This window comes from Marinobacter sp. 2_MG-2023, from assembly GCF_030546935.1.
Lineage (GTDB): Bacteria > Pseudomonadota > Gammaproteobacteria > Pseudomonadales > Oleiphilaceae > Marinobacter.
On the sequence record NZ_JAUOPH010000007.1, the window covers coordinates 1 to 23521 of the forward strand.

At 53.0% G+C, this 23521-nt stretch carries 35 protein-coding genes and 1 pseudogene; 31 read left to right on the forward strand and 5 right to left on the reverse strand.

From position 1 onward, the window contains the following. The 29 genes and pseudogenes from tuf to rplQ all read left to right on the forward strand — a co-directional run. Window positions 1-180 (forward strand): annotated as a pseudogene (gene tuf / locus Q4501_RS16810) (elongation factor Tu); the annotation flags it as partial. A 188-nt stretch (window positions 181-368) separates the two neighbouring features. Then, the gene (rpsJ, locus tag Q4501_RS16815; RefSeq protein ID WP_007350503.1) at window positions 369-680 is read left to right on the forward strand and encodes a 30S ribosomal protein S10; all 312 of its coding nucleotides are present in this window, start codon (window positions 369-371) and stop codon (window positions 678-680) included. Window positions 681-755: 75 nt separating this feature from the next. Beyond that, complete coding sequence (rplC, locus tag Q4501_RS16820) at window positions 756-1394, forward strand: 50S ribosomal protein L3 (protein WP_303597431.1); 639 nt, start codon at window positions 756-758, stop codon at window positions 1392-1394. Window positions 1395-1405: 11 nt separating this feature from the next. Continuing rightward, on the forward strand, window positions 1406-2011 hold the full coding sequence (rplD, locus tag Q4501_RS16825) for a 50S ribosomal protein L4 (protein WP_303597432.1): 606 nt from the start codon (window positions 1406-1408) through the stop codon (window positions 2009-2011). After that, entirely contained in the window at window positions 2008-2301 is a 294-nt protein-coding gene (gene rplW / locus Q4501_RS16830) for a 50S ribosomal protein L23 (RefSeq protein ID WP_144780223.1), read from the forward strand. Before rplD ends, rplW begins: the two co-directional genes overlap by 4 nt. A gap of 17 nt (window positions 2302-2318) precedes the next feature. Then, window positions 2319-3146, forward strand: a complete 828-nt coding sequence (gene rplB, locus Q4501_RS16835; RefSeq protein ID WP_144780222.1) for a 50S ribosomal protein L2 — start codon at window positions 2319-2321, stop codon at window positions 3144-3146. Between the two features lie 23 nt (window positions 3147-3169). Further along, a complete protein-coding gene (rpsS, locus tag Q4501_RS16840; protein WP_100689245.1) occupies window positions 3170-3445 on the forward strand; it encodes a 30S ribosomal protein S19 in 276 nt (91 codons plus the stop codon). Between the two features lie 17 nt (window positions 3446-3462). After that, the gene (gene rplV, locus Q4501_RS16845) at window positions 3463-3795 is read left to right on the forward strand and encodes a 50S ribosomal protein L22 (protein WP_096784144.1); all 333 of its coding nucleotides are present in this window, start codon (window positions 3463-3465) and stop codon (window positions 3793-3795) included. A gap of 11 nt (window positions 3796-3806) precedes the next feature. Continuing rightward, a complete protein-coding gene (gene rpsC / locus Q4501_RS16850; RefSeq protein ID WP_303597433.1) occupies window positions 3807-4490 on the forward strand; it encodes a 30S ribosomal protein S3 in 684 nt (227 codons plus the stop codon). A gap of 12 nt (window positions 4491-4502) precedes the next feature. Next, the gene (gene rplP / locus Q4501_RS16855) at window positions 4503-4916 is read left to right on the forward strand and encodes a 50S ribosomal protein L16 (protein ID WP_303597434.1); all 414 of its coding nucleotides are present in this window, start codon (window positions 4503-4505) and stop codon (window positions 4914-4916) included. Then, window positions 4916-5107 (forward strand): 50S ribosomal protein L29, encoded by a 192-nt coding sequence (rpmC, locus tag Q4501_RS16860; RefSeq protein WP_298453395.1) that lies wholly within the window; start codon window positions 4916-4918, stop codon window positions 5105-5107. The genes rplP and rpmC overlap by 1 nt, the downstream gene beginning before the upstream one ends. Before the next feature lies 1 nt (window position 5108). Then, entirely contained in the window at window positions 5109-5375 is a 267-nt protein-coding gene (gene rpsQ, locus Q4501_RS16865; RefSeq protein WP_303597435.1) for a 30S ribosomal protein S17, read from the forward strand. 18 nt (window positions 5376-5393) lie between these two features. Then, the gene (gene rplN, locus Q4501_RS16870) at window positions 5394-5762 is read left to right on the forward strand and encodes a 50S ribosomal protein L14 (RefSeq protein WP_114335795.1); all 369 of its coding nucleotides are present in this window, start codon (window positions 5394-5396) and stop codon (window positions 5760-5762) included. A gap of 17 nt (window positions 5763-5779) precedes the next feature. After that, complete coding sequence (gene rplX / locus Q4501_RS16875) at window positions 5780-6100, forward strand: 50S ribosomal protein L24 (RefSeq protein ID WP_144780220.1); 321 nt, start codon at window positions 5780-5782, stop codon at window positions 6098-6100. A 15-nt stretch (window positions 6101-6115) separates the two neighbouring features. Continuing rightward, complete coding sequence (gene rplE, locus Q4501_RS16880) at window positions 6116-6655, forward strand: 50S ribosomal protein L5 (RefSeq protein ID WP_303597436.1); 540 nt, start codon at window positions 6116-6118, stop codon at window positions 6653-6655. 13 nt (window positions 6656-6668) lie between these two features. Further along, complete coding sequence (gene rpsN, locus Q4501_RS16885) at window positions 6669-6974, forward strand: 30S ribosomal protein S14 (protein WP_041341451.1); 306 nt, start codon at window positions 6669-6671, stop codon at window positions 6972-6974. Between the two features lie 88 nt (window positions 6975-7062). Further along, window positions 7063-7455 carry a 30S ribosomal protein S8 gene (rpsH, locus tag Q4501_RS16890; RefSeq protein WP_303597437.1) on the forward strand — a complete coding sequence of 131 codons (393 nt, stop codon included), beginning with the start codon at window positions 7063-7065 and terminating at the stop codon, window positions 7453-7455. A gap of 9 nt (window positions 7456-7464) precedes the next feature. Continuing rightward, complete coding sequence (gene rplF, locus Q4501_RS16895) at window positions 7465-7998, forward strand: 50S ribosomal protein L6 (RefSeq protein ID WP_303597438.1); 534 nt, start codon at window positions 7465-7467, stop codon at window positions 7996-7998. Window positions 7999-8007: 9 nt separating this feature from the next. Continuing rightward, complete coding sequence (gene rplR / locus Q4501_RS16900; protein ID WP_303597439.1) at window positions 8008-8355, forward strand: 50S ribosomal protein L18; 348 nt, start codon at window positions 8008-8010, stop codon at window positions 8353-8355. A 12-nt stretch (window positions 8356-8367) separates the two neighbouring features. Further along, window positions 8368-8868: a 30S ribosomal protein S5 gene (gene rpsE, locus Q4501_RS16905; RefSeq protein WP_071267330.1), complete on the forward strand. Its 501-nt coding sequence runs from the start codon at window positions 8368-8370 to the stop codon at window positions 8866-8868. Window positions 8869-8872: 4 nt separating this feature from the next. Further along, the gene (rpmD, locus tag Q4501_RS16910; RefSeq protein ID WP_012139786.1) at window positions 8873-9061 is read left to right on the forward strand and encodes a 50S ribosomal protein L30; all 189 of its coding nucleotides are present in this window, start codon (window positions 8873-8875) and stop codon (window positions 9059-9061) included. A 1-nt stretch (window position 9062) separates the two neighbouring features. Continuing rightward, window positions 9063-9497 carry a 50S ribosomal protein L15 gene (gene rplO, locus Q4501_RS16915; RefSeq protein ID WP_144780212.1) on the forward strand — a complete coding sequence of 145 codons (435 nt, stop codon included), beginning with the start codon at window positions 9063-9065 and terminating at the stop codon, window positions 9495-9497. A gap of 17 nt (window positions 9498-9514) precedes the next feature. After that, window positions 9515-10837 (forward strand): preprotein translocase subunit SecY, encoded by a 1323-nt coding sequence (gene secY / locus Q4501_RS16920; protein ID WP_303597440.1) that lies wholly within the window; start codon window positions 9515-9517, stop codon window positions 10835-10837. A gap of 30 nt (window positions 10838-10867) precedes the next feature. Beyond that, on the forward strand, window positions 10868-10981 hold the full coding sequence (gene rpmJ, locus Q4501_RS16925) for a 50S ribosomal protein L36 (RefSeq protein ID WP_072799745.1): 114 nt from the start codon (window positions 10868-10870) through the stop codon (window positions 10979-10981). A 142-nt stretch (window positions 10982-11123) separates the two neighbouring features. Then, entirely contained in the window at window positions 11124-11480 is a 357-nt protein-coding gene (gene rpsM / locus Q4501_RS16930) for a 30S ribosomal protein S13 (RefSeq protein ID WP_144780210.1), read from the forward strand. Between the two features lie 13 nt (window positions 11481-11493). After that, window positions 11494-11883, forward strand: a complete 390-nt coding sequence (gene rpsK, locus Q4501_RS16935) for a 30S ribosomal protein S11 (protein ID WP_044387623.1) — start codon at window positions 11494-11496, stop codon at window positions 11881-11883. Window positions 11884-11901: 18 nt separating this feature from the next. Further along, window positions 11902-12522, forward strand: coding sequence for a 30S ribosomal protein S4 (rpsD, locus tag Q4501_RS16940; RefSeq protein WP_303597441.1), 621 nt, complete (start codon window positions 11902-11904; stop codon window positions 12520-12522). A gap of 35 nt (window positions 12523-12557) precedes the next feature. After that, the gene (rpoA, locus tag Q4501_RS16945; RefSeq protein WP_096784130.1) at window positions 12558-13562 is read left to right on the forward strand and encodes a DNA-directed RNA polymerase subunit alpha; all 1005 of its coding nucleotides are present in this window, start codon (window positions 12558-12560) and stop codon (window positions 13560-13562) included. Window positions 13563-13595: 33 nt separating this feature from the next. Further along, a complete protein-coding gene (rplQ, locus tag Q4501_RS16950) occupies window positions 13596-13994 on the forward strand; it encodes a 50S ribosomal protein L17 (RefSeq protein ID WP_303597442.1) in 399 nt (132 codons plus the stop codon). 218 nt (window positions 13995-14212) lie between these two features. On the opposite strand, the gene uvrA is transcribed toward rplQ, so the two are convergent. Further along, complete coding sequence (gene uvrA, locus Q4501_RS16955) at window positions 14213-17047, reverse strand: excinuclease ABC subunit UvrA (RefSeq protein ID WP_303597443.1); 2835 nt, start codon at window positions 17045-17047, stop codon at window positions 14213-14215. 177 nt (window positions 17048-17224) lie between these two features. Here uvrA and Q4501_RS16960 point away from each other — a divergent pair, with 177 nt between their 5' ends. Further along, window positions 17225-18595 (forward strand): MFS transporter, encoded by a 1371-nt coding sequence (locus tag Q4501_RS16960; protein ID WP_303597552.1) that lies wholly within the window; start codon window positions 17225-17227, stop codon window positions 18593-18595. A 57-nt stretch (window positions 18596-18652) separates the two neighbouring features. Next, the gene (gene ssb, locus Q4501_RS16965) at window positions 18653-19189 is read left to right on the forward strand and encodes a single-stranded DNA-binding protein (protein ID WP_303597444.1); all 537 of its coding nucleotides are present in this window, start codon (window positions 18653-18655) and stop codon (window positions 19187-19189) included. Between the two features lie 126 nt (window positions 19190-19315). Here ssb and Q4501_RS16970 read toward each other — a convergent pair whose 3' ends face one another. The 4 genes from Q4501_RS16970 to Q4501_RS16985 form a co-directional block, all read right to left on the reverse strand. After that, on the reverse strand, window positions 19316-20062 hold the full coding sequence (locus Q4501_RS16970) for a ParA family protein (protein ID WP_303597445.1): 747 nt from the start codon (window positions 20060-20062) through the stop codon (window positions 19316-19318). Window positions 20063-20155: 93 nt separating this feature from the next. After that, window positions 20156-21580: a nitrogen regulation protein NR(I) gene (gene glnG, locus Q4501_RS16975; protein ID WP_303597446.1), complete on the reverse strand. Its 1425-nt coding sequence runs from the start codon at window positions 21578-21580 to the stop codon at window positions 20156-20158. Next, on the reverse strand, window positions 21577-22674 hold the full coding sequence (glnL, locus tag Q4501_RS16980) for a nitrogen regulation protein NR(II) (protein ID WP_303597447.1): 1098 nt from the start codon (window positions 22672-22674) through the stop codon (window positions 21577-21579). The genes glnG and glnL overlap by 4 nt, the downstream gene beginning before the upstream one ends. A gap of 255 nt (window positions 22675-22929) precedes the next feature. Then, window positions 22930-23454 (reverse strand): DUF4124 domain-containing protein, encoded by a 525-nt coding sequence (locus tag Q4501_RS16985; RefSeq protein ID WP_303597448.1) that lies wholly within the window; start codon window positions 23452-23454, stop codon window positions 22930-22932. Window positions 23455-23521 lie beyond the last annotated feature (67 nt).

The window sequence follows — 23521 nt, forward strand, 5'->3', positions numbered from 1 at the left end:
ACCGACGTAACCGGTTCTTGTGAATTGCCGGAAGGCGTAGAAATGGTTATGCCAGGTGATAACGTGAAGATGGAAGTAACGCTGATTGCTCCGATCGCCATGGAAGATGGTCTGCGCTTCGCGATTCGTGAAGGCGGCCGTACCGTTGGTGCCGGTGTGGTAGCGAAGATTATCGAGTAATCTACTCGTTTGATCTGGAAAAAGGGGCTGATTTGATCAGCCCCTTTTTCTGTTTCAGTTGCAATGTATGATCCTGGTCAGTCTTCCAGTAAGGCTGTTGACAGGGTTGTTTATTATGCATACAATGCGGCTCCTTTTTTTGAAGGTCAGCGAACGGTTTCGCTACTACGAGTGGAGTTTGGTGCAACATGCAAAGCCAAAAGATTCGGATCCGGTTGAAGGCGTTTGATTATCGCCTGATCGACCAGTCCACACAGGAGATCGTCGATACCGCCAAGCGGACCGGCGCTCAAGTGCGTGGGCCTATTCCTTTGCCGACGCGCAAAGAGAAGTTCACTATTCTGGTTTCTCCGCACGTCAACAAAGACGCGCGCGACCAGTATGAAATTCGTACCCACAAGCGTTTGCTTGACATTGTTGAGCCGACGGAAAAGACAGTAGATGCTTTGATGAAGTTAGACCTGGCAGCAGGTGTAGACGTTCAGATTAGCCTCGGTTAATACCGCCAGGTATTGACCTGTGTAACTGTCCTAAGGCCATAGAGGGTGAGAGCCCCGTACACTTAGAGGTGAAACATGGCAATTGGTATTGTCGGTCGTAAGGCCGGTATGACCCGTATTTTTACGGAAGACGGGCAAGCGCTGCCCGTAACAGTGATTGAAGTTGAGCCTAACCGCATCACTCAGCTCAAAACTCTTGAAAGCGATGGCTATCGCGCAGTTCAGGTAACTGTGGGATCGCGTCGTTCCTCTCGCGTTAATAAGAGTGCAGCAGGTCATTTCGCTAAAGCCGGCGTTGAAGCTGGTCGTAGCGTATGGGAATTTCGTCTTGCGGATGGTGAAGGTGAAGACCTTGCCGCCGGTGGCGAAATTACTGCGTCAGTCTTTGAAGACGGTCAGGTTGTTGATGCTACCGGAACATCCAAGGGTAAAGGCTTTCAGGGCGGTGTAAAGCGCTGGAATTTCTCTATGCAGGATGCCACTCACGGTAACTCACTGTCTCACCGTGCGCCGGGTTCCATTGGTCAGAACCAGACTCCGGGCAAGGTATTCAAAGGCAAAAAGATGGCAGGGCAGATGGGTAATGTTCAGGTGACTGTTCAGAACCTGAAAATTGTCCGTGTCGACGCTGAGCGCAACCTTCTGCTGGTTAGTGGTGCCGTACCCGGCGCAACTGGCGGCGATGTTGTCATCAAGCCTGCTGTTAAAGCCTGAGGAGCGGTTCGATGGAATTGACTATTACAGGTAGCGGCAAGGGAATTACGGTTTCCGAGGCTGCTTTCGCGAAAGATTTTAACGAGTCCCTGGTTCACCAGGTGGTTACTGCTTATATGGCAGCTGGCCGTCAGGGTACCAAGGCTCAGAAAACCCGTTCAGAAGTCAGCGGCGGTGGTAAAAAGCCCTGGCGTCAGAAGGGCACGGGTCGCGCTCGTGCCGGTACTATCCGGAGCCCGATCTGGCGCGCCGGTGGTGTAACCTTTGCTGCCAAGCCGCGTAGCTTCGAGCAGAAGGTTAACCGCAAGATGTACCGTGCTGCGATGTGCTCCATTTTTTCCGAGCTGGTTCGTCAAGAGCGTCTGGTCCTGGTTGACGACTTCGCTGTCGATGCGCCCAAGACTAAGACCTTTACTGCCAAGTTGGCAGATATGGGTATCTCAAACGCATTGATCCTGACGGAAAGTGTTGAGCAAAACCTGCACCTGGCCTCTCGCAACGTTCCTCACGTCGATGTGCGTGATGTTGCTGGCCTGGATCCGGTTAGCTTGGTTGCCTTCGAGAAAGTCGTGGTGACTGTTCCCGCTCTGAAGAAGATCGAGGAGATGCTGGGATGAATCAGGAACGTATTTATAAGGTCCTTCTGGGGCCGCACGTATCGGAGAAGGCTTCTCTGGTTGCCGAGCACGGTCAAGTCGTTTTCCGGGTTGCCCCGGACGCTACCAAGCCGGAGATCAAGAAGGCTGTTGAGCAATTGTTCAACGTCACCGTAGAAGGTGTTCAGGTTCTGAATCGTAAGGGCAAGCTTAAGCGTACTGCCCGCGGGTTCGGCAAGCGTAATGACATTCGTAAGGCTTACGTAAAGCTGGCTGAAGGTCAGGACATCGATTTTCTGGATGTGGAATAAGGTAAAGGGGTCGTAATATGCCGATCGTCAAAACCAAACCAACATCTGCCGGACGCCGTCACGTTGTAAAGCTTTACAACCCGGATTTGCACAAAGGGCGCCCTTACGAACCGTTGGTTGAATCACAAAGTAAGTCGGGTGGTCGTAACAATGCTGGCCGCATTACCACTCGTCACGTTGGTGGTGGTCATAAGCAGCACTACCGAATCATCGACTTCAAGCGGACAAAAGATGGTATTCCTGCGACAATAGAACGCATTGAATACGATCCTAACCGCTCTGCGCACATCGCGCTGATCAAGTATGCCGATGGCGAGCGTCGTTACATTATCGCTCCCAAAGGTATGCAGATTGGCGAGCCTGTGCGCTCAGGAATCGACGCGCCTATCAAGGTAGGAAGTACATTGCCGCTGCGGAATATCCCGGTTGGTTCTGTGATCCATTGCGTTGAACTCAAGCCTGGAAAAGGTGCACAGCTGGCTCGCTCTGCGGGTGCATCCGTACAGCTGGTTGCTCGGGAAGGCGCTTATGCGACTATCCGCCTCCGTTCAGGTGAAATGCGTAAGGTGCTTGTAGACTGCCGTGCCACGTTGGGAGAAGTTTCCAACAGTGAGCACAGTCTCAAGCGGCTTGGCAAAGCGGGTGCATCACGTTGGCGTGGCAAGCGTCCAACAGTACGTGGTGTTGCTATGAACCCAGTTGACCACCCGCATGGTGGTGGTGAAGGGCGTACCTCTGGCGGACGTCACCCGGTTACTCCGTGGGGTGTTCCGACCAAAGGGCATAAGACTCGTAAGAACAAACGTACTGATAAAATGATAGTACGTCGTCGTTCAGCCAAGTAAACGACTACATAGAGGTAATTGCTGTGCCACGTTCTTTAAAGAAAGGTCCTTTTATAGACCTGCATCTGTTGAAGAAGGTCGAGGCAGCTCTGGAAGCAAACGATAAACGACCGATCAAAACCTGGTCCCGTCGTTCGACGATCTTTCCAGAGTTCGTAGGCCTGACCATCGCAGTCCACAACGGCAGGCAACACGTGCCGGTTTATGTGACCGAAGATATGGTCGGACATAAACTGGGTGAGTTCGCGGCGACGCGTACTTATCGTGGCCATGCGGCCGACAAGAAAGCTAAACGCTGATTGTGAGGGGAATAGAAATGGAAGTAGCAGCCAAGTATAAGGGCGCTCGCCTCTCAGCTCAGAAAGCACGTCTTGTCGCCGACCAGGTCCGCGGCAAGGCTGTTGAGGACGCCCTGAACATTCTGACTTTCAGCCCTAAGAAGGCGGCGGTTATTATCAAGAAAGCTCTTGAGTCTGCCATCGCCAACGCTGAGCATAACGAAGGTCTGGACGTTGACGAACTGCGGGTTTCCACCGTTATGGTGGATGAGGGCCCGACGCTCAAGCGTATCAAGGCTCGAGCCAAGGGGCGCGCTGATAGAATTATGAAGCGCACCTGCCATATCACCGTCAAGGTCGCCGACAAGTAGGAGATGCTCAGATGGGTCATAAAGTAAATCCAACCGGCATGCGACTGGGTGTTATAAAAGAACACAACTCAGTCTGGTATGCCGATAAAAAGGAATACGCCAAGAACCTGTTGAACGATATTCAGGTCCGCGAATTCCTCGACAAGCGTCTGGTTAAGGCGTCTGTTAGCAAGATTGTGATCGAGCGCCCTGCTCAGAACGCCCGTATCACGATTCATACTGCCCGTCCCGGTATCGTTATCGGTAAGAAGGGTGAAGATGTTGATCGTCTGCGTCGTGAAGTCGGCGAGATGATGGGTGTGCCTGTGCACATCAACATCGAAGAAGTCCGCAAGCCGGATCTGGATGCTCGCCTGGTAGCGCAAAACGTTGCCGGTCAGCTGGAGCGTCGTGTGATGTTCCGTCGCGCTATGAAGCGTGCGGTTCAGAATGCCATGCGCCAGGGAGCCAAAGGTATCAAGATTCAGGTTGGTGGTCGTCTCGGGGGTGCTGAGATTGCGCGTTCCGAGTGGTATCGCGAAGGTCGTGTTCCTCTGCACACACTGCGTGCAGATATTGATTACGCAACCTACGAAGCGCATACCACTTACGGCGTAATCGGCGTCAAGGTATGGATCTTCAAAGGTGAGATTCTTGGTGGTATGGAACAAGTCCGTGCTGACAAGAAAGCCTCTGGGAAGAAAGGTTCTAAGTAAAGGGGCAATCTTATGCTGCAACCAAAACGCACCAAATTTCGCAAGGTAATGAAAGGCCGTAACACCGGTCTTGCTCACCGCGCCAACAAGGTGAGCTTCGGTGAATACGGATTGAAAGCGACAAGTCGTGGGCGTATAAATGCGCGCCAGATTGAAGCGGCGCGTCGTACCATGACTCGTAAGATCAAGCGTGGTGGTAAGATCTGGATCCGGGTTTTCCCGGATAAGCCGATCACCGGTAAGCCGCTTGAAGTACGTATGGGTAAAGGTAAGGGTTCTGTTGAGTATTGGGTGGCGGAAATTCAGCCAGGCCGTATGCTCTATGAGATGGAAGGCGTTGCAGAAGATATCGCACGCGAAGCCTTCACACTCGCAGCGGCAAAGCTGCCGGTACAGACCACCTTCGTAACTAGGACGGTGATGTGATGAAAGCAACAGAGCTGCGTGAAAAATCAGCCGCGGAGCTGAATAAGGAGCTGATCGACCTCCTGAAGGAGCAGTTCAACCTGCGCATGCGCAAGGCAACCGGTCAGCTCAATCAGTCTCACCTTCTCGCCGGGGTGAAGCGTGATATTGCTCGCGTGAAAACAGTATTGAACGAAAAGGCAGGACAGTGACATGACCGAAGCTACCCAAACTGCCAGAACTCTTAGCGGTAAGGTCGTGAGCAACAAGATGGAGAAATCCATCGTGGTATTGGTTGAACGTCAGGTAAAGCATCCTCTGTACGGTAAGTACATGAAGCGTTCAACCAAGATCCACGCTCACGATGAGAGCAACCAGTGCAACATCGGTGACAAAGTTACCATCCAGGAAACCCGTCCGGTCTCGAAGACCAAGAGCTGGGCCCTGGTTGAAGTCATCGAACATGCATCCAAGGTGTAAATCGCCCGGAGAACAACCATGATTCAGACTCAGACAATGCTTGAAGTCGCGGATAACAGCGGTGCGCGTCAGGTGATGTGCATTAAGGTCCTGGGCGGTTCACACCGGCGTTATGCCAGCGTTGGGGATATCATCAAGGTAACCGTTAAGGAAGCCATCCCCCGCGGAAAGGTGAAAAAGGGCCAGGTCCTGAAGGCTGTAGTAGTACGCACCCGCAAGGGTGTTCGCCGTCCCGATGGGTCGCTGATCCGTTTTGACGGCAATGCGGCGGTACTTCTGAACACTCAGGACGCTCCCATTGGTACCCGTATCTTCGGACCGGTTACCCGTGAACTGCGAAATGAGAAGTTCATGAAAATTATCTCACTGGCACCCGAAGTACTTTAAAGGACCAGAGGCCGGTTATGAAAAAGATCAAACGAGATGACGAAGTAATCGTCACCACGGGGAAAGACAAAGGTAAACGTGGTAAAGTCCTGAAAGTGCAGGACGATGGTAAAGTGATTGTTTCTGGCATCAATATGATGAAGAAGCACACTAAACCAAACCCGATGCTGGGCACCCCAGGTGGCATCGTCGAAAAAGAAGCACCTATCCAGGCTTCCAACGTGGCTATTTTTAATCCGCAGACCGGCAAAGCCGATCGTGTTGGCTTCCAGATCAAGGAAGACGGGGCGAAAACGCGGATCTTCAAAGCTACGAAAGAAGCTGTCGATAACCAGTAAGCGGTGGTGGTTACGATGCTTAACATGAAAGAGCAGTACAGCAAGGAAGTGGTACCCGCCCTGCAGAAAGAGTTCGGTTTCAAGAACATTATGCAGGTGCCGCGTATCGAAAAGATTACCCTGAACATGGGTGTTGGCGAGGCGGTCGGTGACAAAAAACTGATTGAGAATGCTGTGGCGGATCTTGAGCGCCTGGCAGGTCAAAAGGTTGTTGTTACTACGGCACGTAAATCCGTTGCGGGCTTTAAAATCCGCGAAGGCTGGCCAATTGGTTGTAAAGTTACCCTGCGCGGTGAGCGTATGTGGGATTTCTTTGATCGCCTGGTTCACATTGCGGTTCCCCGCATCCGTGACTTCCGTGGTCTGAATCCCAAGTCTTTTGACGGACGCGGTAACTACAGCATGGGTGTGCGTGAGCAGATTATCTTCCCGGAAATCGAGTACGACAAAGTCGACAAGATCCGTGGTCTGGATATCACCATTACCACCAGTGCCCGTACCGACGATGAAGGTCGTGAGCTTTTGAAAGCTTTCGGTTTTCCGTTCAAGAAATAAAGGAACGAGTGTAATGGCTAAGGTTTCCATGAAAAACCGTGAGCTCAAGCGCGAGCAAACCGTTGCAAAATTTGCAGCGAAGCGCGCCGAGCTCAAGGCGATTATCAAAAACCCGAATACCAGCGATGATGACCGCTGGGATGCACAGATGAAGCTCCAGCAGCTTCCTCGCGATGCATCTCCTTCGCGTCTTCGTAATCGTTGCCAGGTGACTGGTCGTCCCCATGGCGTTCTACGCAAGTTCGAACTTTCACGGATTAAGCTCCGTGAGTACGGCATGCGTGGTGACGTCCCGGGTCTGACCAAGGCAAGCTGGTAAGATAGGTATCCTGGCTTCGGTCAGGTGCCTGTTGGTAAGCGGTGCGGCAAGCCGCTGCACAACTAAAAAGATCAGGAGCCTCATACCAATGAGTATGCAAGATACGCTTGCGGATATGTTTACTCGTATTCGTAATGCACAGATGGCATCGAAAGCAGACGTTACGATGCCCTCTTCAAAGATGAAGATCTCCGTAGCCCAGGTCCTGAAGGACGAGGGTTATGTTGACGATTTCTCCGTTACAGCCGATGCAAAGCCCGAGCTGACGATCACTCTGAAGTATTTCGGTGGTAAGCCGGTTATTGAGTCGATCAAGCGGGTTAGCCGCCCGAGCCTGCGCCAGTACAAGGGCACAGGGGAGCTGCCGAAAGTATCCGGTGGTCTGGGAGTCGCGATTGTTTCTACGTCCAAGGGCGTAATGACAGATCGTGCTGCACGTGCTGCCGGCGTAGGTGGCGAAGTCATCTGCACCGTATTCTAGGAGAATCACATGTCCAGGGTTGCCAATAATCCTGTCGTGCTGCCTTCCGGTGTTGAGGTTAAGCTAAACGGACAGGAAATTAGTGTAAAGGGCTCCAAAGGAGCACTTGAGTTTTCAATTCACCAGGCGGTTGAGGTAAAGCAGGAAGAAAATCTTCTGCGTTTTGCAGCCCGCGATGGTGCCCAAAAGTCCCGCGCTCTTGCTGGTACAACTCGTGCGCTGGTCAACAATATGGTGACCGGTGTATCCACAGGCTTTGAGCGTAAGCTCCAGCTGATCGGTGTAGGTTATCGGGCCCAGGCGCAAGGTAAGAAGCTTAATTTGACGCTGGGTTTTTCTCACCCGGTAGAGTATGAGCTGCCCGAGGGGATTACCGTTGAAACTCCGTCCAATACGGAAGTAGTCATTCGCGGTATCGACAAGCAACAGGTTGGCCACGTCGCTGCGGAAATCCGCGCGTTCCGTCCGCCCGAGCCCTATAAAGGCAAAGGTGTTCGGTATGCGGATGAGCAGGTAAGACGTAAAGAAGCCAAGAAGAAATAAGGCGGGACTATGAGCGCGAATAACGAAAGATTGCGTCGCGCACGCAAAGTGCGCATGAAGATCCGTGAACTGGGTACGACACGTTTGTGCGTTCATCGCACCCCGCGTCACATGTATGCTCAGGTTACGTCCGCAGATGGCAGCAAAGTTATTGCCACTGCCTCCACGTTGGATAAGGAACTGCGCCAGGGTGCAACCGGTAACGTGGACGCCGCCAAAAAGGTTGGTCAGCTGATTGCTGAGCGTGCCAAGGCGGCAGGTGTTGAGCAGGTCGCTTTTGACCGCTCCGGTTACCGTTATCATGGACGCGTTCAGGCCTTGGCCGACGCTGCCCGTGAAGCTGGCTTGCAATTCTAAGAGGTGGAGAAGATGAGCGTTAATGATCAGAAGGCGCCTGAGCTCCAGGAAAAGCTGGTTCAGGTGAATCGTGTCGCCAAGGTAGTCAAGGGTGGTCGCGTTTTCGCGTTCACCGCACTGAGTGTCGTTGGTGATGGAAAAGGACGCGTTGGCTTCGGTCGTGGCAAGGCACGTGAAGTGCCGGTCGCCATCCAGAAGGCAATGGAAGCTGCACGCAAGAACATGGTAGATGTGCCGCTTGACGGTACTACCCTGCAATACGCAGTTCGGGCCCAACATGGTGGTTCGAAGGTGTACATGCAGCCAGCTTCAGAAGGTACAGGTATCATCGCCGGTGGCGCGATGCGTGCAGTACTGGAAGTCGCAGGTGTTCAGAACGTACTGTCCAAGTGTTACGGGTCTACCAACCCGGTGAACGTGGTACGTTCCACCATCAAGGGTCTCCAGGCCACTCAGGCGCCTGAAGATATTGCAGCCAAGCGCGGTAAATCCGTCGAAGAGATTCTGGGTTGAAGTCATGGCGAACGCAAAAACGATCAAAGTAACTCTGACCCGCAGCCCAATCGGCTGTCAGCCTAAGCACAAATTGTGTGTGAAAGGCTTGGGTCTTCGTAAAATCGGTCACACCGTTGAGGTGGAAGATACACCTTCTATTCGCGGTATGATCAACCGGGTAGATTACCTGGTTCGGGTTGAGGAGAACTAAGATGCGTCTGAACGAACTTAGTCCGGAACCCGGTTCACGTCCGGCCGCAAGGCGCGTAGGTCGTGGTATCGGAAGTGGTCTCGGAAAAACCGGTGGTCGCGGTCATAAAGGTCTCAAAGCCCGTTCCGGGGGCAGTGTAGCTCCTGGTTTTGAGGGTGGTCAGCAGCCTTTGGCCCGTCGTCTGCCGAAGTTTGGCTTCACATCGCGTCAACAGCGTTATGTTGCCGAGGTTCGCTTGAACGAACTGGCGAAAGTTGAAGGCGATATTGTGGATCTTGCTGCCCTTAAAAAGGCGGACATCATCCGCGACGAAATTCGCGAAGCCAAGGTTATTCTGTCCGGAGAACTTGACCGTGCAGTGACCGTTAAGGGACTTCGGGTAACCAAAGGCGCGCGCGAGGCAATTTCTGCCGCGGGTGGTAAAGTCGAAGACTAAGGCGAGTCGAGGACTAAATGGCCAAGAACGCATCATTGCCTGCGGGCGCGGGAAAAGGACTTGCAGAGCTTAAGTCACGGCTCTGGTTTGTTTTCCTGGCATTGCTGGTGTACCGGATCGGTGCCCACATTCCGGTGCCAGGTATAAATCCCGACCGGCTGGCAGCACTGTTTGAGCAGAATCAGGGAACGATCCTGAGTATGTTCAACATGTTTTCAGGTGGTGCGCTCGAGCGCATGAGTATCTTCGCTCTCGGTATCATGCCGTATATCTCGGCCTCGATTATCATGCAGCTCATGACTGCGGTAAGTCCGCAGCTTGAGCAGCTGAAAAAAGAGGGTGAGGCGGGCCGTCGAAAGATTAGCCAGTATACGCGGTATGGTACGGTTATCCTGGCCCTGGTGCAGGGCTTCGGGATTTCCGTTGGATTGGCATCGCAGGGTGTGACCTTTAACGACAGTTTCAGCTTTCACTTTGTGGCGGTTGTGTCTTTTGTTAGCGGTGCAGTCTTCATGATGTGGCTGGGTGAGCAGATTACTGAGCGGGGTGTCGGGAACGGCATTTCACTCTTGATCTTCGCTGGAATTGTTGCCGGACTTCCCGGTGCAATAGGTCAGACTCTTGAGCAGGCCCGAAACGGCGAAATGAGCTTGCTGGTTGTTCTGGGTATCGGCATTCTTGCGGTCGCAGTGGTTGGCTTTGTGGTTTTCATGGAGCGTGGGCAGCGTCGTCTGACCATCAACTACGCCAAACGGCAGCAGGGGCGCCAGGTATTTGCGCAGCAATCCAGTCATTTGCCGCTGAAAGTAAATATGGCCGGCGTTATTCCGCCCATCTTTGCTTCATCCATTCTGCTTTTCCCGGCGTCGCTGGGGCAGTGGTTTGGTCAGGGCGAAGGCATGGAGTGGCTCAGCGACGTTTCGCAGGCTTTGGCGCCAAGCCAGCCGTTGTACATCATTCTGTTTGCGGCAGCAGTTGTGTTCTTTTGCTTCTTCTATACAGCGTTGATGTATAACCCGAAAGAAGTTGCGGATAATCTCAAGCGCTCTGGCGCGTTTATTCCGGGCATACGTCCGGGCGATCAGACTGCCAAGTATATTGATGGTGTGCTGACACGTCTGACATTGTTCGGTGCAATGTACATTGCAGCAGTCTCCCTGTTCCCTCAGTTTTTGATGGTTGCCGGGAATGTGCCCTTCTATTTGGGAGGCACCTCACTGCTGATTGTTGTAGTCGTCGTGATGGATTTCATGGCCCAGGTACAATCGCACCTGATGTCGCATCAGTATGAATCGCTGATGAAGAAGTCCAATCTCAAGGGCTATGGTCGGAACAGCTAACCCTGTTCCCCTTGAAAACTGGAGTCGACAATGAAAGTACGCGCTTCGGTAAAGAAAATTTGCCGTAACTGCAAAGTAATTCGTCGCAATGGCTCAGTACGAGTCATTTGCCCGGAACCTCGCCATAAACAGCGCCAGGGTTAATTCCTTCGGGAAATAGCCAGGCCTGTAAAAGGTGTCGTGATGATAGCGCTTGACTCGATCACGGGTCAGGCGTTATTATTTCGCGCCCCTTTTTTGTGGCGGACAATTCACACAGCAAAGCTTTGAACGCGGAGTAATTTGGATGGCACGTATAGCCGGTGTCAATATACCCGATCACAAACATGCTGTTGTCTCTCTCACCTATATTTTCGGTGTTGGCAAGACAACAGCCCAGAAGCTTTGCGATGCAACCGGTGTTAAGCCGGACGTCAAGGTCAAAGACCTGTCCGACGAGCAGCTTGAGACACTTCGTACTGAAGTGGGTAAAGCTATCGTTGAAGGCGATCTGCGTCGTGAAGTACAGATGAACATCAAGCGTTTGAAGGATCTCGGATGTCACCGTGGTCTGCGCCACCGTCATGGACTTCCAGTCCGTGGACAGCGCACCAAGACCAACGCACGCACCCGTAAAGGTCCACGCAAACCTATTCGTAAGTAACAGGTAGGCAAACATGGCAAAGCCAGGTACACGTACCCGTAAAAAGGTGAAAAAGACAGTTGTTGATGGCGTCGCGCATATTCACGCGTCCTTCAACAACACTATCGTGACCATTTCAGACCGTCAGGGCAACGTCCTGTCCTGGGCCACTTCCGGTGGTTCCGGTTTCCGTGGGTCACGTAAAAGTACACCTTTTGCTGCGCAGGTAGCAGCTGAAAGAGCCGGTAACGCGGCTGCTGAATACGGCCTTAAAAACCTGGACGTAGAGGTTAAAGGACCCGGGCCCGGACGTGAGTCTGCAGTTCGCGCGTTGAACTCGTGCGGCTACAAGATCACAAACATCACAGATGTGACGCCGATTCCTCATAACGGCTGTCGTCCGCCCAAAAAGCGCCGCGTCTAACACAGGAGACAGTGAAATATGGCTCGTTATATAGGCCCGAAGTGCAAGCTGTCTCGTCGTGAAGGGACAGATCTTTTTCTGAAGAGCGGTGTTCGCGCGCTGGATTCAAAGTGCAACATCGAGACCCCGCCGGGTATGCACGGCGCGCGTCGCAGTCGTCTGTCCGAATATGGCGTACAGCTTCGTGAAAAACAGAAAGTTCGTCGTATTTATGGCGTTCTTGAAAAGCAATTTCGCAACTATTACAAAGAGGCTGCCCGTCTGAAGGGTGCAACTGGTGAAAACCTGCTGCAACTTCTCGAAACGCGCCTCGATAACGTTGTATACCGCATGGGTTTTGGTTCTACCCGTGCAGAGTCCCGTCAGCTCGTGTCCCACAAAGCGATCCTGGTGAATGACAAAGTAGTGAATATCCCTTCCTACAAAGTCAAATCAGGTGATGTTGTGAGTGTACGTGAGAAGGCTAAGAACCAGTTGCGCGTTAAAGGTGCGCTGGATTTGTCTTCAAGCCGCGCACCAGTGGGCTGGGTAGAGGTCGACGCCACTAAGATGTCTGGCGTTTACAAGTCAGTGCCTGAGCGTACTGAACTGCCGGCCGACATCAACGAGAACCTCATCGTCGAGCTTTACTCCAAGTAAAGCCCAGTTAGCAACGATAGTAGATAGGGGCGTCTATGCAGCGTTCAGTACAAGAGTTATTGACACCTCGTACCATTGACGTGAAAGAATCTGGTGCCACGCGCGCCAAGGTAACGCTGGAGCCTCTCGAAAGAGGTTTTGGCCACACTTTGGGTAGCGCGTTGCGTCGAATTCTCTTGTCTTCGATGCCGGGCTGCGCCGTTACTGAAGCGCAGATTGACGGTGTTTTGCACGAGTACAGCGCAATCGAGGGTGTCCAGGAAGACGTCATTGAGATTCTTTTGAACCTCAAGGGCGTTGCGGTAAAGATGAACGGTCGGGACGACACTGAGCTTACGCTCAGCAAGAAAGGCCCGGGCGTCGTTACAGCCGGTGATATCAAGCTGGACCACGATGTTGAGATTTCCAACCCTGACCATGTGATTTGTCACTTGAGTGAAAAGGGCGAAGTTAACATGCGTTTGCGTGTGGCACGTGGCCGCGGCTATGAGCCGGCGGATCAGCGTGGTCTCGACGAGGATGAAACCCGTGCAATCGGACGTCTGCAGTTGGACGCAACCTTTAGCCCGGTTCGTCGTGTTGCTTACTCTGTGGAAAGTGCACGGGTAGAGCAGCGTACCGATCTGGACAAGCTGGTTATTGATCTGGAGACTAATGGCACTATCGATCCCGAAGAAGCAATTCGCCGGGCGGCCACGATTCTTCAGCAGCAGCTGGCAGTGTTTGTTGATTTCGATCATGAAAAAGAACCAGAGCGTGTTGAAGAAGAGGAAGAAATTGATCCGATTCTGCTGCGTCCGGTAGATGATCTGGAATTAACAGTGCGTTCAGCTAACTGCTTGAAAGCTGAAAATATTTACTACATCGGCGATCTTATCCAGCGCACAGAAGTTGAGCTGTTGAAGACGCCTAACCTTGGTAAGAAGTCGCTCACCGAGATCAAGGACGTTTTGGCGTCCCGTGGTTTGTCTCTGGGTATGCGTCTTGATAACTGGCCTCCGGCTAGCCTTCGTGGCGACGACCGGGTTCTGGGCGGTTGATTGCCGATTAGTTTAAGGTAAGGAATCAGAGCAATGCGTCATCGTAAGAGTGGTCGTAAGTTCAGCAGGACCAGTGCGCATCGCAAGGCCATGTTTCGTAACATGACTGCGTCACTGGTTGGTCATGAGCTGATTAAAACAACGCTGCCGAAAGCCAAAGAGCTTCGTCGGGTAGCCGAGCCTTTGATCACGCTCGCCAAGAAAGATTCGGTTGCGAATCGTCGTCTGGCGTTTTCTCGCCTGCGCGACGACGCAGCGGTAGCCAAGCTGTTTAATGAGCTTGGTCCCCGTTACAACGAGCGCCCGGGTGGTTACCTTCGTATTCTGAAGTGTGGCTTCCGTGCTGGCGACAATGCCCCTATGGCATTTGTTGAGCTGGTAGGTCGTCCGTTGGACATCGAAGCAGAAGAAGTGGACGAAGGCGACGAGTAATTTCGTTCTTTGGTCTGCAGAAAAAACCGGGTCCCGTAAGGTTCCCGGTTTTTTTTGTGTCCTGGATTTGAGTTGGTTCTCTGTAGCCTGCCTGAGTGTGGGTTTGGCCAGAGGTGGGGACGCTTTCAAAACTGAAAAACAACTCGCTTTGCTCAGACATTTTTTCAGTTTTGAAAGCGTCCCCACCCCCGGCCTTTGTGCTCCGGAATATATCCGATCTATCTATTCAGCAGTGGCTTCAAATAACGGCCTGTATGGGACGCTGGACTCTCTGCAACTTCTTCCGGAGTGCCTTCCGCAATGATCTGACCACCCCCAGAACCACCTTCGGGGCCCAGGTCGATTACCCAGTCCGCCGTTTTGATTACGTCCAGGTTGTGTTCGATGACCACAATGGTGTTGCCGTGGTCTCGCAAGCGCTGCAAAACGTTCAACAGTTGCTGAATGTCGTAGAAATGAAGCCCTGTGGTGGGTTCGTCGAGTATGTACAGGGTTTTACCGGTATCCCGTTTGGAGAGTTCTTTAGCCAGCTTTACCCGTTGAGCCTCACCACCGGACAGCGTTACTGCGCTTTGCCCAAGGCGAATGTAGGATAGCCCTACATCAATCAGGGTTTGCAGTTTTCTGGCCAGGAATGGGACTGCGTCAAAAAATTCCCGTCCTTCTTCAACGGTCATACTCAGGACTTCGTTGATATTCTTGCCCTTGTATCGGACCTCCAGTGTTTCTCGGTTATAGCGCTTGGCTTTGCATACATCACAGGGGACATAGACGTCGGGAAGAAAATGCATTTCAACCTTGATCATGCCGTCGCCCTGGCAAGCCTCACAACGCCCCCCTTTTACGTTGAAAGAGAAACGCCCTGGTTTGTATCCCCTTGACCGTGCCTCCTGGGTTCCTGCAAATAGCTCCCGAATCGGGGTGAACAGCCCGGTATAGGTGGCCGGGTTCGAGCGGGGTGTTCTCCCGATCGGGCTCTGGTCTATATCGATCACTTTGTCCAGATGATCAAGCCCTTTCAGCGAGCCATAGGGTGCGTGGCTCAGGCTGGTGGCTTTGTTTAGCTTGGCGGCTGCGACAGGATACAGAGTGCTGTTAATGAGAGTGGACTTGCCTGAGCCTGATACTCCCGTTACACAGGTCATGATGCCCAGGGGCAATGTGAGTGTCACATTCTGCAGGTTGTTGCCGGTTGCTCCGGTCAGCGTCAGAGTTTGTCCGTTTCCCTTGTTTCTTACTTCGGGAATGGCGATTTCTTTTGTCCCGCTCAAATACTGGCCGGTCAATGAATCCGGATTCTCCAGGATTTGGGCAGGGGTTCCCTGAGCTATGATTTGGCCGCCATGAACGCCAGCGCCAGGGCCGATATCAATTACGTGATCTGCCGCGAGGATGGCGTCCTCGTCGTGTTCGACCACGATGACAGTATTACCCAGGTCACGAAGGTGGGTTAGGGTGCTCAATAACCTGTCATTATCTCGTTGATGAAGCCCAATGGAGGGTTCATCAAGAATGTACATAACTCCTACCAGGCCTGCCCCAATTTGGCTGGCGAGCCTGATTCTCTGTGCCTCACCGCCAGACAGTGTGTCGGCACTGCGCTCGAGAGTCAGGTATTCGAGGCCGACATTTACCAGGAACTGGAGCCTCTGGCGCACTTCCTTTGTGATCTTTTCGGCGATCTCGCCTCTGCGCCCAGGCAGTGTGAGTGTCTCAAAGTAGGCATAAGCTTCACCGATCGGAAGATGGGTAAGGTCCGGCAGGTCGTGATTGTCGATGAAAACGTGCCGTGCGCTGCGGCGAAGGCGGGTGCCGTTGCATCCCTTGCAGGCCTGGGTGCTGAGATTGCGCGAAAGTTCTTCTCGCACGCTTTGCGAGTCCGTTTCCCGATAGCGGCGTTCGAGGTTTGGAATGATCCCTTCAAAAGAATGGGATTTTTCCATGATGTGACCACGGGAGTTCACGTAGCGAAATGGAATCTCTTCTGATCCCGATCCGAAAAGGAGAGTGGTCTGAAATTCTTCCGGGAGCTCCTCCCAGGGCGTCTCCAGATCGATGCCATAGTGTTCGGCGACACTGCTCAGTATCTGGAAATAGTATACTGCCCGGCGATCCCAGCCTTTAATGGCACCAGCGGCAAGAGTTGCTTCAGGATGCTGGACGATTTTATCCGCATCAAAAAACTGTTTTACCCCCAGTCCGTCGCAAGTAGGACATGCCCCTGCCGGGTTGTTAAATGAAAACAACTTTGGCTCGAGTTCGCTTAAAGCATAGCCGCACTGAGTGCAGGCGTATTTTGCGGAAAAAGTGCGTTCTTCTATGTCGCTGCTGCTATCGCCGTCCATCGGAGCCACAAGGGCGATGCCGTCAGCGAGACCCAGAGCGGTTTCAAAACTCTCGGCAAGACGCTGTTCCAAGCCTGGCTTAACTTTGAAGCGGTCAACCACCACGTCAATCTGGTGCTTGCGCTTCTTGTCCAGCGTTGGTACATCGTCGATATCGTAAACTGTGCCATCCACTCGAAGTCGAATAAAGCCCTGGCTACGCATGGTCTCCACGACTTGAAGGTGTTCACCTTTACGGTCACGGATAACCGGAGCAAGGATCATCAGCTTGCTGTCTTCGGGCATAGCAAGCACCTGATCAACCATCTGGCTGACAGTTTGCGCTACCAGTGGTTGGCCATGATCCGGGCATCGAGGCTCACCAGCCCGGGCGAACAACAGGCGCAGGTAATCATAGATTTCGGTGATGGTGCCAACTGTGGAGCGGGGGTTGTGCGATGTGGATTTCTGCTCGATAGATATGGCAGGGGAGAGGCCTTCGATGTGGTCGACATCGGGCTTTTCCATCATGGAGAGGAACTGGCGCGCATAGGTGGATAGAGATTCCACATAGCGTCTCTGACCTTCGGCATAAAGTGTATCAAAGGCCAGGGATGATTTGCCTGATCCGGATAAGCCGGTAATGACAATCAGCTTGTCCCTTGGGATATCCAGGTCGATGTTCTTCAGGTTGTGGGTCCGTGCCCCTTTGATCTGGATATGATCCATAACACCTCGCTTGGAGAAAAAACGGAAATTATACCGCGTTACACCCGCCGCGGCGAAAATGTAGATAAAGTCGTACCTGTCCCCCGGCGGAGAACCTTCTGATACAATGCGCCGCCGGCGACAGATATGTTCTTTCGCCAGGCCACGCATTCAACCCCGGGAGAGGAGCCGATTGCCATGAATACGCTGGAAAAACGCTCCGTATTTGCGCTGGCGTCGGTATACGCCATACGCATGCTCGGGTTGTTCATGATCATGCCAGTGTTCATGTTGCTGGGTGACAGCCTTGAAGGTGCAACTCCGGCGTTGCTCGGCTTCGCCATTGGCGCCTATGGCCTGAGCCAGGCATTGCTCCAGATTCCCTTTGGCTTTCTGTCAGATCGTGTTGGCCGCAAACGAATGATCTATATCGGCCTGGTTCTGTTTGCTGCAGGCAGCATACTGGCAGGCTCTGCGGATTCAATATACGTTGTTATCGCAGGCCGGATTCTTCAGGGGGCGGGCGCTATTGCCAGTGTGCTCATGGCGTTGCTCAGTGACCTTACCCGGGAAGAAGAGCGAACCAAGGCCATGGCGACGGTAGGTATCTCTATCGGGCTTTCCTTTTCTGTCTCGCTGGTACTGGGACCTCTGGTGGGTTCGGTATGGGGGCTGTCTGGGATTTTCTATGCCACGGGCGTATTGGCAATGATTGCCCTGTTCATCGTCAGCCGCGTGGTGCCTACTCCGCATCAGCATAAAGTCAGTGCCGACACTCATCCTGCGAAAGCCATGCTCGGAAAGGTTTTGTCTGACAAGCGATTGTTACGACTGGATTTCGGTATTTTCGTGCTGCATCTCGTTCTTACTTCGTTGTTTCTGGTGTTTCCATCAGTTCTTCAGAACCAGCTCGGATTGGCCAGTGGCTCCCATTGGTGGTTTTACCTGAGTGTGATGGTTACTTCATTTTTTGCCATGGTGCCCTTCATCATTATTGGCGAGAAAAAGCGCATGATGAAGCCTGTGCTCGGCGGCGCAATCGCCTTACTTGCAATGGCGACGGCGGGACTTTCGGGTGTATCCGACAGCCTCGCTTTCGCGTGGGTGGTGATGTTTTTCTTTTTCATGGCGTTCAATCTGCTGGAAGCCAGCCTGCCTTCCCTGATCAGTAAAGAGGCGCCAGCGGCCAGCAAAGGAACGGCTATGGGCGTGTACTCCACCTCCCAGTTTATGGGAGCCTTCCTGGGCGGAGCTTTTGGCGGTTACTTGCTGCAGCAGGTAGGTATAGACGGTGTTGTCTGGTTTATGGTCGCCGCCCTCGGATTGTGGTTGCTGGTCGCTCTGACTATGCCGGCGCCGGGCCACACATCAGGTTTCGTGGTACAGTTGCGGGATATGGTCGGCAATCAGTACGATGATGTTGATGGCAGTCTGCGCCGCTTGCCGGGTGTGCAGGATGTGGTCATTATTGAAAACGCGTCTACCGCCTACTTAAAGGTGGATCGACAGCACTTTGATGAGGCGTTACTTGCGGACTTCCCGTTTGTCCGACAGGGTAGCAGTTCTTGAAATCCGGAGGCTCGCAAGGAATGCGAGTGTCGCTGAAAACAGAATCAGGAGCAGAACATGGCAAGAGGTGTTAACAAAGTTATTCTTATCGGAAATCTCGGGCAGGATCCGGATACCCGTTATACCCCGAACGGCAATGCCGTGGTGAACCTGAATCTTGCTACTGACGAGAGTTACAAAGATCGCCAGACCGGCCAGATGGTTCCAAAAACCGAATGGCATCGAATTGTCATGTTTGGAAAGATTGCCGAGATCGCAGGCCAGTACCTGCGTAAAGGCTCCAAAGTCTATATTGAGGGCAAGCTTCAGACGCGTAAATGGCAGAACAAAGAAGGCCAGGATGTTTACACCACAGAGGTGGTTGTCGATATAAATGGTCAGATGCAGATGCTGGATAGCCGCGGCGGTGAAGGTGGTATGGGCCAAGGCGCTCCTGCCGGGCGTCCACAGCAGCAATCTGCGCCTGCTGCACCCGCCCAGAATAACCCGCAGCCTCAACAGTCAGGTGGTTACAATCAGAGTCCTGGCCAACCAACTCAGGGTGGCAGTATGCCTGAGCCAGTTGACGATTTTGATGATGATATTCCGTTTTAGGATATACCTGCGACATAAAGTCTTTAAAAATGGCTGCCTTACTTGGCAGCCATTTTTTTGAGTCGGTGATTCAGCTATTCATTGCCCTGCTCAGGCCGGATTCGGCGCCGGCCACACGCAGCGGATTCATAGCTTGAGCTCTGTCCGAACCTCAGACCATAATCGCCGATAAGAAGCCGCTGGTTCGGATCGTGGGCTCAGTAATTCCAGGGGAAGCCCTTCCTCGCCCATTCTTTCTACTGCACTGGAATACGGGATTCTTGTCTTTGATGGTTTATCAAATAGCGATGAGTTTTGTTCTACGAGTTCCCTATGAAGTTTTTTGCGCCTATCTACCAGCGTGAAGAAGGGGCGAAGCTTTTTGACGCCCAGCTTTTTGTCGCGGACAAAATCATGAAACTGTTTCCAGCTGTTTAGTGACAGCCAAGTAGGGACCAGGGGCACGTAGACCAGATCGGCGACCTTCAAAACTTGTTCCGTCAACCTGGACTGGCCAGGTGGGCAATCCAATATAACAAGGCTTGTTTCCTCCGCCAGAGGAGCGAGCATGTCTTTTAGAGGCTGGCTGCGTTCGTCTTCTTCAAGCCGGATATCGAGGTGCCTGAAGCTCTTATGAGCAGGGATGAAATCCAGGTTTGGGTAAACGCCTTCCTCTATGAAATCTGCGATTGGGGTACGACCTTCAAGCAGTTTCGTTATTTTCTTTCCTTCGCCTGGAGCTCCTCTTGACAGGTAGAAGCTAGCAGAGCCCTGAGAATCCAAGTCCCAGAGCAGGGTTGATAGCCCGCTGAGACTTGCCAGATAAGCAATGTTTACCGCAGAGGCAGTTTTTCCCACACCTCCTTTTGGACTGTAAAACGCAACGGTCCTCATGTTCTTGGCGTCCTTTCTAGTCAGACTTCATGTCTTGTGCTCAAACCAACTTATACTCTATCAGGGTACCGAAAACATATTTCAATTTGGAGCTCACTCTTCCTCCGCGCTTTCCATGCCCAGTTCATTAATTTTGCGTGTAAGAGTATTGCGCCCCCAGCCAAGAAGAATTGAGGCATCCCGACGGCGGCCTCCGGTGTGTTTCAGGGCGGTCTCGATCATGATTCTTTCAAACTCTGGCAGAGCCGATCCGAGTATTGCCCTTTCTCCTCTCTTTAATTCTTGTTCAGCCCAGTTTTTAAGCCCCTCCTGCCATGTTATTCCCGTAGTGGGGGCTTCGCTCTGGTGTAATAGCTCCGGCGGCAGGTCATTAATGTGTATTTCTCGTCCGCTGGCCATCACCGTGAGCCATCGACACGTGTTTTCAAGCTGACGCACGTTGCCGGGCCAGGGCAGGGTTGTGAGGTAGTTTTCGGCTTCCGGACGAAGAATCTTGGGCTCTACGGATAGTTCCCTGGCGGCTCGTTGCAAAAAGTGCTGCATTAATCGGGGGATGTCCTCACTGCGTTCGGACAGCTTCGGCAGATGCACGCGAATAACATTCAAACGATGAAAAAGGTCTTCCCGGAAGGAGCCAGATTGCACGAGCTTTTCCAGATTCTGGTGCGTGGCTGCGATGATGCGGACGTCTACCTTAATGGGGGTTGTGCCGCCAACGCGGTAGAACTCTCCATCCGCCAGTACCCTGAGTAGTCGGGTCTGGGTGTCGCCTGGCATATCACCGATTTCATCAAGAAACAGGGTGCCTCCATTCGCTTGTTCAAACCGTCCTTGACGGACCGCCGAAGCACCGGTGAATGCGCCTTTTTCATGGCCGAAGAGTTCTGATTCTATAAGGTCCCGAGGGATGGCAGCCATGTTGAGGGCTATGAAAGGATGTCGCGCTCTGGGGCTATGGTTGTGTAGCGCCTGGGCGACAAGCTCCTTTCCTGTGCCGCTTTCACCGTTGATAAGCACGGTGATATTCGAGTGGGAAAGCCTGCCGATAGCGCGAAAAACTTCCTGCATGGCGGGCGCCTCACCGATGATTTCGGTGCTGCGCTGCATGGTTTCTGCTTGTGGCTGAGAGGCTGCCCGTTTTTCCTGGCTATGAGCGACGGCTCGCTTCGCAAGGCCTACTGCGTCGTCTACATCGAACGGTTTTGGAAGGTACTCGAATGCCCCCGTCTGATAACTTGTAACGGCGCTTTCCAGATCTGAATGCGCGGTCATTATGATGACAGGTACGTCTGGGTGTGCTTCCACAATATGTGATAGCAAGGTGATGCCATCGACCCCTGGCATGCGAATATCACTGATTATGGCATCTGGTTGTTCGTGTTCCAGTCGCCTCATGATATTTTCGCCGCTTTCGAAAGCGGTGGGCTGCATGCCAGCCTGGCTAAGGGCGCGTTCCAGCACCCAGCGTATGCTGCGATCGTCGTCGACGATCCAGATGTTTGCGGGTTGTTGGCTCATGGTGTGCCCTCCAGGGGTAAGAAGATGATGAAATCTGTCCGACCCGGCTCGCTCTCACACTCAACCAGCCCGTGATGTTGGCTGATGATGCTCTGGGTAATGGATAGCCCGAGCCCTGTGCCATTGGCGCGGCCGCTGATCATGGGGTAGAAAATATTCTGTCGGAGTTCCGGGGGGATTCCCGGGCCGTTGTCGATGATGTCTATCCGGCACACAAGCCGATGCCGCCTTGGGCCGATGGTGACCTTGCGCAGTGCACGGGTGCGGAAAGTAATCGTGGGTGCTTTCTGGCTTTCTGAATGGATGGCCTCGCTTTCAAAGGCCGCTTCCATCGCATTTCGGGCAATGTTGAGAAAAGCCTGAATGAGCTGCTCTTTATCGCCTAAAAACTCTGGCAGACTCGGGTCGTAGTCGCGCTGCAGGCGCACCCTGCCTTTGGACTCGGCTTCCAGCAAGGTGCGCACCCGTTCAAGGATTTCATGAATATTGACGAGTGCCGGCTTCATTGCTTTGTTGGGGCCCAGCATGCGATCAACAAGGCTGCGTAGCCGATCGGCTTCTTCAATGATGACTCGTGTGTATTCGCGTTGATCTGCACTGGATAGTTCACGATCGAGTAACTGGGCGGCGCCGCGAATTCCCCCGAGAGGATTCTTTATCTCATGGGCCATGCCGCGCACCAGGATTCGTGTGGTTTCCTGCTGGGATATCAGGTCTTCTTCTCTGCTTATCCGCAGCAGGCGGTCCCTAGGTTGCACCTCCAGAAGCAAAACCGCAGGGTCTTGGTCAAGGAGTGAAACCGAGTAGTCCACAACTCTCTGAGAGCCGCCGGCAAGAAGGAACTCTGTTTCCCTGCGAGTGTAAGACTGGCCTGACTCTGCTGCAGTGCGAAGGGTATTAAAGGTGCTTTCCGCATCCAGAAGGATATCGCTGAGATGAAGCCCGGAACTGCGGGTCAGGCTGGTCTCAAAGAGACTTTCGGCAGCGGGGTTCAGGTAGCGGATTATAAGATCGCTCTCCAGTACCAGAACTGCGGTCGTAAGATGCTCCAGCATGTTCTTGTACATGTTTGCGTTGGCGAATGTGTTTGCCATACGTGCTTCCTGTTGGTGTTAAGCCGGAAGAGCGGGGTTTGGTGTTTGCTGTAACAGGAATCAGCAAAAATTGAACCAATTTCAGAGTGCGGCCGTGTTGTTTGGCCAAACAAAGGAGAAGCTGGCCGGCGGCGCGTCATTTCAGGGCGGGATTGCTATGAAAAGGGTCGGGCAGCCCGAAGCATTGCTCCGTTGCTGCCTGAAGTTTCGCACAACCATGAATCGGTTGCACTATAATGGTGCGGCTATCGAGAGTTAATTCTGAACAGAAGGGCGGTGAACGGTGAATCGAATCGAACTGCCAGTTTTAATCTGAACGCCATTGCTGTCCACAATGTGGATACCTGCCTCGTGCGTTCCCCGAAAAACATTGCTGACGGTAACCGTGCCGGAAGAGCTCTGGCCAACTGGCTGGCCATCCAGCGTTACCTCATATTTGTGCCCGGCTTCAAGTCCTGGCGTGCTGCGCATTTCGAACCGCACGTCTCCACTGCCGGAGTGGAATGCCTGTTCGTCTTCAGGATAAGAAAACGAGACGCTCTCATAGATCGAGCCTTCACGTTCCACTTCTTCCCGGAGTTTGTCGGTTTCCCGGACATTTTGGGGCTTGGGGAGCGTAATCGTAGTAACCGGCTTAACCTTTACCGCCTCTGCGCCTTTCGAGGGCTCGTCAGAGAAGGTTACATTGCCCTGGGCATCTACATTACGGTAGACCTCTGCAGCCGCGGGGCCCGCGACCAGGAGCGATAGCCCTGCGATGATTCCAAGCTTGCGGTTCATAATCACGACCTATGTAATGTTTGCATTGATTATCAATGGCGGGGCGGGCCTTTTCAATGCAGTAGAG